A 12,587-nucleotide genomic window follows, 5' to 3' on the forward strand; every position below is an offset into this window, starting at 1 on the left:
CGGCGCGGCAGGCCTGTCACCAGGGCCGTTGATGCGACATCCCGGGGACGTGGGCGGGGCGGGAGCCGGCCGCCGCCGCCCCGCCGGCTCGACGCGCCGCCGCCCCGTCCGCTCGACGCGCCGAGGGCTCGACGGCTCGCATGGCGTGTCACGCCGCAGTTCGCGCACGCGGCGGACCAGGTTATCCGCGACGACATTGCGCCGGCTATTGCGCAGCACCTTCCGGTACCCCCGGCGAGGTGGGCACCACTGATCGAAAAAGACCCGTCTATCGTTCTCAGTCAGTGCTACCCGTACTACTGGGACCTGTGGGGGGAACCATCGTGGAGAAGCTGACCGAAGATACTAGCGGCGCACCGGCGCCACCGGCGCGAACGGTTCGCCGAGCAACCATCGGCGGCCATAATCCGGCGCTCGACGGACTGCGTGCCCTTGCCGTCCTGACGGTGTTCTTCCACCACATGGACCTGGTGCCCGGCGGCTACCTGGGTGTCGACCTCTTCCTGGTGCTCAGCGGGTTTCTGATCACCGGCCTGCTGCTGGCCGAGCACGACCGGGAGGGCTGGATCTCGCTGCGCGCCTTCTGGGCCCGCCGGGGTTTCCGGCTCCTTCCCGCCTTCTACATCTTTGTAGCAGCTGGCATTCCACTCGTCCTTCTCGTCAAGGACACCGACGACCAGTGGCAGTTCCTACGCAACGGTCTCGCCGCGGTCTTCTACGTCGCCAACATCCAGCGCACACTGAATCCTCCGGACAGCGGCGCATGGTTCGGGCACGTGTGGACACTCTCCCTCGAGGAGCAGTTCTATCTGCTCTGGCCGATCGCCCTGGTACTGATCTGCCGCAGCGACCGCTGGCGGCGGCGCCTGCCGGAGATCCTCATCAGCGCCGTGATCCTGGTGTTGATCTGGCGGGAGATCCTGATCGGCAGCGGCGTGTCGAACTTCCGCATCTACTACGCGCCGGACACCCGCGTCGACTCGCTGCTCGTCGGCTGCCTGCTCGCCACCTGGCGTCACGAGGCGCTGCGGTCGCGGGCAGGCGACCGCTCCCTGGCCGGCGACCTGTCCCGGGTGGCGGGCAGCCGCACCGCGCAGGTCCTGGCCCGCGTCGCGTCGTTCGGCCCGCTCGGCCTGCTGGGCCTGGTGATCCTCTTCTTCACCGGCCCCGAGCTGAAGGGCCCGCCGAACTGGATGGCCCGCGGCGGCTACCTGCTCGTCGCCGTCCTCGCCGCGGTCGCCGTCCTGGGCGCCGACCAGCACCGGCCCGGGTGGTACGACCGTGTGCTCAGTGCCCGTCCGGCCGCCTGGGTGGGGCGGATCTCCTACAGCCTGTACCTGTGGCACTTCCCCGTCACCGGGGTCGCCAACGACTCGCTCGTCCCCCGTTTCGGCCGCGTCCCGGCGGCCGGCGCCGCCCTCGTCGTCAGCCTCGGGCTCGCGTCGGCGTCCTACTACTTCGTCGAGCGGCCAGTGCAGCGCCGCCGGCCGGCGTGGGTGAACGCCCGCGGCACCGCGCCGCGCCGCGGCCGGAGGTCGATCGTGACGCCGTCCGCCGAGCCGCTGCTCGCCACCACCCAGCCGCTTCCGGTGAACGGCGATTCCAAGCCGGTTCGGCGCATTCACTCCTGAACCACCACCGGCCGCGGACCAGCCAGCCGCACGCCAGGTGAAATGAGCCAGCCGGCCGCAGGCGACGACTGTCAGTAATGACGTTGCCCGCGGCCGGCTGGTCGTCGTTCGGGCGTCGACCGCCTGACGTGGCAGGACGGAACGGCCCTTGCGCGGCCTGCGCTTGCCTTCCGCGACAGGGCTCCAGCGGCAGTGCCTTTCGCGCCCCCGCATGCCCGCCCCAGCCGACAAGTTCTTCACAGCTTGCCCTAATATGGCCGGCTGCACATCCCTCGGTATCCGGATCGTCGCATTGCGCGCACATTGATCTGCAGGCCGTCGGCTGTCGCGGACGTCGGCGACCACTCGCGACGCGTCCTGATCCTGCGTGCCCGAGGGAGTAACCGGCGTGTCCGGAAACAGCGCACCCACGCCGAACGGTGCCGAGCCCGACCCGTTCGCCGACCCGTTCGCCGATCTGGTCCTTGACGAGGCCTTCATCGCCGGAGCCACCCGATACGAGGCCCCGGCCCGGACGAGAGCCGCGGTCGCCCGCTTCGGGCCGCTCGAAGACGGTTCAACGCCCTGGCGCTCGTACGGCGGCGGCGGCCGGCCACGGCGGGCGGGAGGTGCCTCCGGACCACGGCTGGGCCGCGGACGGGCGTCCCAGTCGATTCCGGAGATCTCGCCGCGGCCGCGGTCCCGGGGGCGGATCGTGCTGGCACTGATCAGCGTCGTGCTGCTCTCGACCACCGTCTACGGGTTCGTGGCCTCGACCGTCGACAGTCCGCCGTCCACCACGCTCTCGGCGGACCCGCCGACCCCGGCAGGGAGTGCCTCCGGTCGCGACGCCATCGCCGAGGAATCGCTACCGGATCTCTACCGGCGGGACTGGACGGCCGGCCACTGCTACACCTGGCTCCAGCGGGACGCCTCGACCGCGGTCAACGACGTCCCCTGCGCCGGCCCGCACCTGTTCGAAGCGGTCGGGCCGCTCGACATCGGCTCCGCCTATCCTGAGGGGACGACATACCCGTCGCCCGCCGAGTGGGTGGCGCTCGGCAGGCGGCAGTGCGAGCCGCTCATCACCGCGTATCTCGGCTACGGGCTCGACCCGTTCGGGCGCTTCGGCACGAGCGTCCTCCACTCCAAGGAAGCGGAGTGGAACACCGGCGAGCGGGACATCGTCTGCGGCCTGTCACTCCATCCCTCGCCCACGGCACCGTACGAGGTGCCCGACCTCGAAGGACAGGTCCGCGGAGCCGACCAGGCGCTGACCTATCCCACCGGGACCTGCTTCCGTACGAACACCGAGGGCCGCAACGAGGTGGTCCCCTGCGAGCAGAGCCACCATTCGCAGAGCGTGGGCACGGCGACCCTGGCGGACACCGCCGAGGGCGCACCGAGCAGTGCGCCCCTCTCGGCGGAGCGGCTCGGCGAACTCATCGACGCGGCCTGCGCACCCCGCATCGCGCCCTATCTCGACCGAGGATTCGGGGGCGCATCCGTACAGGGCGGATCGCATTCCCTCCCCCCGGAAAGCTGGTGGGCGGGAACCCGATCCACCACCTGCACCGTGAGCCTCGTCGACCGGAACGGCAGAAAACTGGAGACGACCGGCCTACTCAGCCCGGACGATGAATCGGGGTCGTTCAGCGCGAACGTGTGACGGCGGATCCCCCTCCATTTCAGCCGGCGAGGCCCCGCAGCGAACCAGCCGGCTGCACATCCGTCCAACCTCGCGAATCACCTCCGGGTGAGACGCTGGAAACCGAAAGGCTTTTCATATCGGCCCGGCCCTCAACGGCGGCGGCGGCACCGCGCTGATCCGCGACAGCGACCGCGGCACCCTGGACGGCGACACCACCTACGACCATGCCGTCGGGCCCATGCAGTTCATCCCGACCACCTGGCGGACGGCCGGCCGCGACGGGAACGGAGACGGGCGCAAGGACCCGCACAACATCTACGACGCCACCGTGGCCGCGGGCTACTACCTCTGCGCCCACGGCCGGGACCTGGCCGACCCCGACCAGCTCCGCTCGGCGATCCTCGCCTACAACCCGTCGGACGCCTACGTCCGCACCGTCCTGACCTACCTGAACGGCTACCGGCAGGGCGGCGAACCGTCCAGCCCGCCGGGCACGCCTCCGCCCACGGCGACGCCGAGCCCGACGCCGCCACCGCCGGCGGGGTGCGAGCCACTGCGCGCGGCCGACCTCACTGTCACTCTCACGGACCTCGATCCCGATGTCGCGGGCTACGAGTCGCTCGATCTCGCCACGACCCGCACGCCGTGGACGGACGTCGACGTCACCGTCGAGACGGAGGCGGACACGACGGCCGGCACGGCGATCACGACGAGCCGGCGGACCGTGCCGGCCGGCAGTGGGAGCACCGCACCGGCGCTGCTGGCGCGGATCCCCGGTCCCAGCCTCGCCGTCGCCAAGCTGGCGGACGACAGCATCGTGCTCACCCTCACCGTCGAGCCCGCGGACGGGGCCTGTCCCGCGGTCGTGCGCCTGCGCATCCGCAACGTCCACCCGGACTCGTTCGCCCCGCCGGCCGCCCCGCCACCGACCAGCGCGCCGCCGGCTGGCGCGCCATCCACCGCACCGCCCCCGAGCACCGTGCCGCTGGACAGCACGCCGTCGAGCACGGTCCCGACAAGCGCCATGTAGAACAGCCCGCCGGACGGTGCAGTCACGCGCACTTCGCCGTAAGTAGTCCCAGAACCACCCGGCGCGGTCCAGACTTGCGATCGTGCCGGCAAATGCCCTCCATGCACTCGATACGGTCATGGTGCGCGCGTTCGCGGTTCTCCGTGTGCTGAATGTCGCCGTTATCGTCGGCTACGTCGCCGTGTGGTGGTCCTGGTATGCGGAGCATCCGGCCGGGCTCGCCGCGGCCGTGGTCACCGCGGGCTGGGGTGTCTTCTTCGTGGTGGTGTGCCTCGCCCGCCACGCGCTCCCCCGCCCCGTCGTCGCCGGAAACGTGGCCCTCGCGGTCGTCGCCAGCGCCGGCGCGGTGCTCTGGCTGCCTCCGGCCTCGGTCGGTGGCTTCGGCACCTGGGTGCTCTCCACCGTGACCCACGCGGCGCTGGTCGCCGCGGCGGTGTACGGCCGCCGCACCCACGCCGTCGTGGTCGCGGCGATGGTCGCGGCGTTCCTCTGCGGCGCGGCGGTCGCTCAGGCCACGTTGGACGATCCCGCCCTCGGCGGGAACCACACCCCGCTGAAACGAGCGGTCATCGGGGTCGTGCTGCTCGCCGGGCTCGCGCAGCTCTTCCGACTGGCCGTCGACCGGCTGCGGGCGATCGCGCTCGACGCCGATGCCCGGCTGACCGCGGCCGCGGCCGAGCAGGAGGTGGCCGCGGTCGCCGCGGCCCGGCTGCGGGACGAGCGCGAACGGGAGCGGGTGCTGCACGACACCGTCCTGAACACGCTCACCGGCATCGCCTGGGGCGGCGGCGCCCCCCAGGGCGGGCCGCTGGTGGGGCCCGGGCACCTCACCGCTGAGCAGTGCCGCCACGCGATCGAGGCCGTCCGGTCGATGCTGGACGGCACCGCCGGCGGAACGCGCGACCTGGCCCAGCCGATGCGGCGGGTGGTCGCCGTCGCGCGGGCCCGCGGCCTGCGGGTGGACGTCCGGGCCCTGCCCACGACGGATCTTCCCGACAAGGTGGTGGCGGCGCTGGCCGGGGCGGCCCAGGAGCTCCTCGCCAACGTGCGCCGGCACGCCGGGACGGACCGCGCCGCGCTCGAGGTGCGCTGGCGGCGCGCCGACGGGGCGGTCACCGTCATCGTGTCGGACGAGGGGATCGGGTTCGCGGCCCGGGCCGTCCCCGGCGACCGGCTCGGCCTGGCCCGGTCGGTGCACGCGCGGATGGCCGAGATCGGCGGGCGGGCCACCATCACGTCCGAGCCGGGTCACGGGACCACCGTGCAGCTGACCTGGAGCGACGGGGAGATCGGCGGGGCCCGGCCGGCGGCCCGCCACTGCGCCCGCCCGGCCGGCCGCCGGCCGGCCCACCGCAGGAGCATGCGCCCGCCGCGGCGCGACCGGTGGGCCGGCTGGGCTGGGCGCCGGTGGGAGGCGGCCCGGGCCGCCTCGCGGGCCCGGGTGCCGGCCGGCGGTACGGCCGCCGAGCTCCGGGACTCCTACGCCGCCGGCCTGCGCCGGACGGTCGCCGCCGTGACGGCGGTCTGGTTCACCTGCACCGTCTTCGTCCTGGCCTTCGTCGCGCCGTCCAGCCGATCGGTGCCCGTCGCCGTGCTGCACTGGCTGGCGATGGCCCTCGTCGTGCTGCCTGCCGCCTGGACCGCCTACCACCGGCCGCTGCGCCGCACCGAGGCGATCGTCCTGATGGCGCTGGCGCTGGCGGTGACGGCGGCGGTCGGCTTCAACATCGCACCCGTCCACACTGATACCGCAGCGGGGACGGGCGGGCCGCCGAGCAGGATCAGCACCTGGCCGGTTCTCGTCCTGCCGCTGCTGCTGGCGTTGCTCGCCGTGTCCCGGCTGTTCGTCGAGTGGATCGTGGCGATCGCCGCCACCGTGACGGTGCTTGACCTGCTCGTGCTCAGGGGCGCGGGCACCGGCCCGCTCGCGCTCGCGCAGCTGCTGACCGCGACGAACGGCCAGATCGCGATACAGGTCATGGTGTCGATGGGCGGTCCGCTGCTGCGGCGCACCGCGGACCAGGTCGCCCGCGCCGTCGAGGCGGAGACCACGCAGGCCGCGGCCACGCGGTCCACGGCCGCGATCCGGCAGGACCGGGCCCGCGGCCTCGCCACGGTCGAGCGGGAGGTGCTGCCGCTGCTGGAGGCGGTCGCCGACGGGCTGCTCGACCCCGGTGACCCGGCGGTGCGCGAGCGGTGCGGCCGGCACGCGACGGCCGTCCGGCGGGCGTTGGTGACGGGTGCGACCGGGGCGCTGGGCAGTCTCGCAGAGCCCGTCTTCGAGGCGCGGGCGCGCGGGCTGGACCTTGAGGTGCAGGTGGTTGGCGAGGCACCGCGGATTCCCGCGCGGGTGAGCGAGCGGCTCGCCGCCATGCTGCCCGGGCTGCTGCGCGCCGTCCCGGCGGCGGGGGCGGAGCACGCCGTCCTCACGCTGATCTGCGAGGAGGGCGACGGGCGGCTGTTCCTGACCTATCCGGCGGCGGCCCCGCCGGAGCTGACCGCGCTGACCGGGATCGCCGGTGGCGAGGTGTTCCCGGTCAGCGCGGTGCTCTCGGTCAGCGCGGACGCCGACGACGGTCAGGTGTGCGTGGAGGTCGCCTGGTCGGCCGGCCGGGAGGTCAGGCTCGGTCGGAGCTGAAGCCGCCCGGTCGGCCGGGAGGTCAGGCCCGGTCGGAGCTGAACCGGACGGCGCCGGCGCCGAGCACCGCGCCCGGGAACACCCTGGCCCCGGCGCGCAGCTCGTTGCCCGGCTCGATCACGGCGCCGTCGCCGATGACGACGTTCTCGAGCACCACCCCGTTGCCGATCACCGCCTCGCGGCCGACGACGCTGTCACGCACGTACGCGCCCGCCCCGACGGACGCCCGGTCGAACAGCACCGAGCCATCGATGCGCGCGCCGGTGCCGACCGAGGCACCCGCCCCGATCGTCGAGCCGCCGCCGATCTTGGCGTCGGTGGCCACCGTGGACCCGGGCAGCACGAGGCGGTCCCCGACCGGGCCGGGCAGCGCCGAGGACGGCATCCGCCCGGTGACGAGGTCCCGCGAGCCCAGGACGAACGCCGCCGGGGTCCCGAGGTCGAGCCAGTAGGTGTCGTCCGGGTAGCCGACCACCGGCACCCCGGCGGCGAGCAGGGACGGGAAGGTCTCCCGCTCGACCGAGACCGGACGTCCCGCGGGGATGGTGTCGATGAGCGAGCGGCGGAAGACGTAGCAGCCGGCGTTGATGAGGTTGGTGGGGGGATCGGGGGTCTTCTCGAGGAAGGCGGTGACCCGGCCGGCGGGGTCGGTCGGGACGACACCGAAGGCCCGCGGGTCGTCGACCCTGGTGAGGTGGAGGGTGACGGCCGCGTCGGCGGTGGTGTGCCGCTCGACGAGGGCGCCGATGTCGAGGCCGGAGAGGATGTCGCCGTTGAAGATGACCACCGGCTCGTCGGCGCCGGAGCGCAGCCGGCTGGCGACGTTGCGGATGGCGCCGCCGGTACCCAGCGGCTCGGTCTCGGTGACGTATTCGAGTTCGAGACCGTGCCCGGAACCGTCACCGAAGTGCTCCTCGAAGACCTCGGCCCGGTACGAGGTGGCGAGGACCACCCGGGTGATTCCCGCGTCGCGGGCACGGGCGAGCATGTGGGCCGTCACCGGCACGCCGGCGACCGGCAACATCGGCTTCGGCGCCGACATCGTCAACGGGCGAAGACGGGTTCCCTGCCCGCCGACCAGCATCACTGCGTCCATGGGGCGTCAGTGTCGCAGAGCACGTCCGAGTCGGTTGCGTGTGCCCGGCCGGGTGACCCCCATGCTCAACGAGAGGCCACAGGCTGGACACGCATCGTCGGGTCGGCGTTCATGTCCCGCAGTGGCCGGCGTGGCCTCAGCGTGGCTTGCGGGCGGAGGTAAGCAGCTCGGCGGACCGGGTCGCGCGCGCGCCGGCGCTGTCGCGCGCGAACGCCAGCGCCAGCGCCAGCCGCGCGCCGAGGCCGACGGTGAGCGCCGCGCGCAGCGGCAGGTAGCCGGGCCCGTCGTACTGCCGGCACAGGTAGCGGATCATGCTCCGGTGGTGGGCGACCACCATCTTCCGCGACGACCGCTTCGTCGAGTGCCCACCGAGGTGCTCGACGACCGCCGACGGCACGTAGACGAGCTGCTGGTCGGCCAGCCCGATGCGGCGGCCCAGGTCGACGTCCTCCATGAACATGAAGTACGACTCGTCGAAACCGCCGACGCCCTCGAAGACCTCCCGGCGCAGCAGCTGGCAGGAACCGGAAAGCCAGCCGGCCGTCATCTCCCGCGGGGCCCCGCGCTCGCGGCGGTAGGACGCCGTCCACGGGTTCGTCGGCCAGCACCAGCCGAACAGGGCGTGGCCGATGCCGCGTCCGAGGGAGGGCAGGTCGCGGGCGGAGGGGTAGAGGGCACCATCCGGGTTGGTGATACCGGGCCCGAAGGCGCCGCCACCGGGCCAGCGGTCGGCGGCGGCGATCAGCTCGTCGAGGCTGCCGGGCGCGAAGGCGATGTCGGCGTTGGCGACAAGCAGCCAGGGAGCGGAGGCTCCGGCCGCCCCGCGGTTCGCCGCGGTGCCGTAGCCGAGGTTGCGGCCGGGGCGCAGCAGGGTGACCTCGGGCCGCTCACCGGCGGCGCGGGTGCCGACATCCACCTGCGGCGAGTTGTCGACCACGACGACCTCATAGGGGCGGGTGGTCGACTTCGTCAGCGAGTCCAGGAAGGTTCCGATGATCTCCCCGGAACGGAAGGTGACGACGATGACCCGGATCTCCGCCTTGTCCACCGGGGAACCGTAGCGCGTCAGCCGCCGGCCGCCGCACCGGCCCGGTAGGCCGGGTGGTCAGGCGTCGGACCGGGGTGGTTCAGGCGTCGGCCACCGCGCGGGCGTAGCTCGCCAGGTGGGCCTCCGCGGAGGCCGCCCAGGTGAACTCGTGGGACCGGGCGAGCCCGGCCGCGGCGAGCTGGGCGCGACGCTCGGCGTCGTCGAGCAGCGCGCTCATCTCGCGGGCGATCGAGTCCGGGTCGGGCTGGGTGTAGGCGACCGCGTCGCCGCCCACCTCGGGCAGCGAGAGGCGCGGGGTCGTCAGCACGGGGGCGCCGCAGGCCATCGCCTCCAGCACCGGTAGGCCGAAGCCCTCACCGTGCGACGGATAGGCGACCAGCTCCGAACCGCCCAGGTAGCCCGGGAGGTCGGAGAAGCGCAGGTAGCCGGGCCGGATCACCCGCAGATGGCTCGGCACCGAGGCGACGGCCGCGTCGACGTCGTCATCCCAGCCGGAACCACCGGCCAGCACGAGCGCCGGGGGCTCGTCCCGCCAGTGCACCGCCTCCGCCCAGCCGCGAATCAGGTTCGGGACGTTCTTGCGCGGCTCGAGCATTCCGAGGAAGGCCACGTAACGGGTGTCACCGAGGCCGAGGCGCAGCCGCACCCGGCGCCGGTCCTCCTCCGTCGGCGGGTGGAACGTGGTCGTGTCCACCCCGTGATAGGCGACGTCGGTCGTCGTCGACTCGCCCTCGAGGACGCGGACGAGCTCGTCGCGCGTGGCCTTCGACGGGACGATGATGCGGCTCGCCCGGCGCACCGCCGTCCGCATCGCCGACCGGAAGAACGTGCCCTTCACCGCCGTGTGCATCTCCGGCTCGGTGAAGAAGGTGACGTCATGGATCGTCACGCATACCGGCCGCTGCGCGCGCAGTGGCATCGTGTAGTGCGGCGAGTGGATGACGTCCGCATTGACCTGTTCGGCGACGAGCGGAAGACCTGTCTGCTCCCACGCCAGCCGAGCCGGCCGGTGCGCGATGGCCGCCGGGCCCGACAGGACGGTCGCCCGCGGCGCCATCCGGCTGTAACGTTCCTCGTCCGATCGCTGGCACACCAGCGCCATGTCGGCGCCGGCCGCGCCCAGAGCAGCGACGAGCCCGTCGACATACCGCCCGACACCACCGCGGTCGGCCGGAACCGAGGTCGCATCAACGAGCACCCGGGGTCCCACGGCGCTCCTTCCGAGACGTGCCGCCTGATTCAGTGTGGCCGCTTGCTTCTCAACGGGGGCAACACTACGCCCGCCCGTCGTCGGCGACGGACACGGCAGGGGAGCCGCTGATTCGACGGTAGAGCTCCCAGCACGATCGCGCCGCCCCATTCCAGGTATATCCCGCCGCGCGGACCCGTCCGGAACGCGACAAACGACTGTGTAGCCGGGGATTCTGGACGATACGCGCGAGCGCCTCGGCGAAGCCGGCCGGATCACCGATCCGGGCCACCAGTGCCGCGTCGCCGGCGACCTCGACAAGAGCCGGCGCGTCGGAGACGACCACCGGCACCCCGTGTGCCATCGCCTCGATGACCGGCAGGCCGAAGCCCTCGGAACGGCTGGGCGCGACCAGCACCGTCGCCCGCGAGAGCACGACGGCGAGATCTTCGTCACTGATCCGGCCGAGACCAAGAAACCGCCCGGAGGCGGCAAGATCGGCGAAGCCTCCCGGCCCGGTCGCGGCGGGGCCGAGATCACCCCATCCGGCAGCCCCGACGTGCACCAGCGGAAGGTCGGGGGCGTCCGGATGGCGCAGGGCGGCAAGCAGGGTGTCCAGGCCCTTGCGCGGCTCCATCGTCGCCAGGGTGAGCAAATACCCCCGTTCGGGAAGGCCCAGCCGGGCGGCCCGGCGGTCGGCGTCCGGCGGCACCCGCAGCACCGCCTCGGCGACCCCCTCACCGATCACGTGCAGCCGCTGCGCGTCAATCGGCAGATGCTCCCGGATGTCAGCCGCGACGGCCCGGGTCGGCACGATCACCGCGTCGGCGTGGCGGGCGACCCGCTCCCCCATCTCCCGGTGCCAGCGGACCCCGTGCGGCGTCAGGGTCCCGGGATGGGTCCACGGGACGGCGTCGTGCACGGTGACCACCAGCCGCGGCCGGGCACGGGCGGCACGGGTGACGCGGTCCCGCCGGACGGGTGGGGGCACGAGCAGCGTCGGCGCGTGGACGACGTCCACCCCGGGCGGGCCCGGGCCCGCGCCGCGCGCCCAGGCGGCGGCGAGCGCCCGCCGCGGCAGGCCCAGGCGCAGCGGCCCGAGGACGCCCGGCAGGGCCGCCGCGGAGGTGTCACGCCGGAAGGCACACCACCCGATGACGCCGTCCCCGGGATCCGCCGTCCGGGCCAGGGCGGCGGCGAGCTCCGCGGAGTACCTTCCGGTCCCCCCGGGGATCGGCGCCAGAATCTGCTCGACCAGGAAACCGACCCGCATCCCGCCAGTCTCCCCCGCCCCGCACCCGGTGCCGGGGCGGGGTCGGGTCAGTGGTCGCGGCGGGCTGCGGCCACGCCGGCGACGACCATGACGATGCAGCAGCCGATGCCGACGAGGTAGCCCCAGCCACGGTGACCGACCGAGTCGAACGCGGCCCCGAGGCCGAAGACGACCAGCGCGAACAGCATGGCGGTGAGGAACGCGGCCAGCAGCTTCTGCGCGGGAGGCGCACTCACGAGATGGCTCCGATCCGCAGCTGTGCCCGTGACCTACACGGCTGGGTCGCACCCGGCCGCGTGGGGACGGGGTTCAGGGCTGCCGCTTGCGGGCGTGGGTCAGCACGACGCTGCCCGTGGTGTCGGGGGCACGGCGGTCGGAGAGGGCGACCAGCGGGGAGAAGACCGCGGCCGCGTTCCAGCCGATGCGCCCGCCCTTGGCGGACAGGTTGAGGTAGAGGCGCTCCGCCCGCTCGGACCGGAACATGTAGGTCTGGCGGACCACCTCGAGCCCGGCGTCGGCGAGCAGCTTCGTGAGCTGCTCACCCGGATAGGTGTGCTGCACGTGGTAGCGCTCGCGGTGGCTGGCGAACAGGTCCGGCCAGCGGTCGGCCCGGGTCAGGGCGTCCGCGGACATCACCAGGTCGCCGCCGGGGCGCAGCACGCGGGCCATCTCGGCGAGTGCGGCGGGGCCGTCGTCGAAGTGCTCGATCGCGCAGACCGACATGACGATGTCGAAGGTGGCGGGCGCGAACGGCAGGCGCAGCGCGTCGCCCTCGACGAGGCTGGGCCGGTGCTTCAGGCGGCTGCCGAAGTCCAGCTTGTGGCGGGCGAGGTCCAGGCTGACGGCGCGGGCGCCGCGGCGGACCGCCTGGCCGGCCCAGTAGCCGTCGCCGCCGGCGACGTCGAGCATGGTCCGTCCGTGCAGGTCGCCCGCCCAGGAGAGCAGGGTCCCGACCTCGCGGCGGCGCATGACATGCACCTGGTGACCGGCGTAGGCCAGGGCGTCGTCACGTAGGGAACTCATGGCGCACAGTCTGCCTTTCCCACCAGGCG

At 73.4% G+C, this 12,587-nt stretch carries 10 protein-coding genes; 4 read left to right on the plus strand and 6 right to left on the minus strand.

The window, feature by feature from the left end; all coding sequences use genetic code 11:
* The first annotated feature begins 323 nt into the window (after positions 1–323).
* The 4 genes from FRANEAN1_RS29050 to FRANEAN1_RS29065 all read left to right on the plus strand — a co-directional run bounded on the left by FRANEAN1_RS29050 (position 324) and on the right by FRANEAN1_RS29065 (position 6,929).
* Complete coding sequence (locus FRANEAN1_RS29050) at positions 324–1,631, plus strand: acyltransferase (protein WP_020463317.1); 1,308 nt, start codon at positions 324–326, stop codon at positions 1,629–1,631.
* A 388-nt stretch (positions 1,632–2,019) separates the two neighbouring features.
* Positions 2,020–3,279 (plus strand): septum formation family protein, encoded by a 1,260-nt coding sequence (locus FRANEAN1_RS29055; protein WP_020463318.1) that lies wholly within the window; start codon positions 2,020–2,022, stop codon positions 3,277–3,279.
* Between the two features lie 181 nt (positions 3,280–3,460).
* Positions 3,461–4,291, plus strand: coding sequence for a lytic transglycosylase domain-containing protein (locus tag FRANEAN1_RS37505; RefSeq protein WP_347177266.1), 831 nt, complete (start codon positions 3,461–3,463; stop codon positions 4,289–4,291).
* 118 nt (positions 4,292–4,409) lie between these two features.
* Positions 4,410–6,929 (plus strand): ATP-binding protein, encoded by a 2,520-nt coding sequence (locus tag FRANEAN1_RS29065; RefSeq protein WP_049795786.1) that lies wholly within the window; start codon positions 4,410–4,412, stop codon positions 6,927–6,929.
* A 22-nt stretch (positions 6,930–6,951) separates the two neighbouring features.
* Here FRANEAN1_RS29065 and FRANEAN1_RS29070 read toward each other — a convergent pair whose 3' ends face one another.
* The 6 genes from FRANEAN1_RS29070 to FRANEAN1_RS29095 form a co-directional block, all read right to left on the minus strand.
* Entirely contained in the window at positions 6,952–8,025 is a 1,074-nt protein-coding gene (locus FRANEAN1_RS29070; RefSeq protein ID WP_020463321.1) for an NDP-sugar synthase, read from the minus strand.
* Positions 8,026–8,161: 136 nt separating this feature from the next.
* Positions 8,162–9,073, minus strand: a complete 912-nt coding sequence (locus FRANEAN1_RS29075; RefSeq protein ID WP_020463322.1) for a glycosyltransferase family 2 protein — start codon at positions 9,071–9,073, stop codon at positions 8,162–8,164.
* Between the two features lie 79 nt (positions 9,074–9,152).
* On the minus strand, positions 9,153–10,283 hold the full coding sequence (locus FRANEAN1_RS29080; protein ID WP_020463323.1) for a glycosyltransferase family 1 protein: 1,131 nt from the start codon (positions 10,281–10,283) through the stop codon (positions 9,153–9,155).
* A 64-nt stretch (positions 10,284–10,347) separates the two neighbouring features.
* On the minus strand, positions 10,348–11,535 hold the full coding sequence (locus tag FRANEAN1_RS29085) for a glycosyltransferase family 1 protein (RefSeq protein WP_020463324.1): 1,188 nt from the start codon (positions 11,533–11,535) through the stop codon (positions 10,348–10,350).
* Positions 11,536–11,582: 47 nt separating this feature from the next.
* On the minus strand, positions 11,583–11,771 hold the full coding sequence (locus FRANEAN1_RS29090; RefSeq protein ID WP_020463325.1) for a hypothetical protein: 189 nt from the start codon (positions 11,769–11,771) through the stop codon (positions 11,583–11,585).
* 73 nt (positions 11,772–11,844) lie between these two features.
* Positions 11,845–12,558, minus strand: coding sequence for a class I SAM-dependent methyltransferase (locus FRANEAN1_RS29095; protein ID WP_020463326.1), 714 nt, complete (start codon positions 12,556–12,558; stop codon positions 11,845–11,847).
* Positions 12,559–12,587 lie beyond the last annotated feature (29 nt).

The sequence above is a fragment of the Parafrankia sp. EAN1pec genome (assembly GCF_000018005.1).
In the GTDB taxonomy this organism is placed as follows: Bacteria; Actinomycetota; Actinomycetes; order Frankiales; family Frankiaceae; genus Parafrankia; species Parafrankia soli.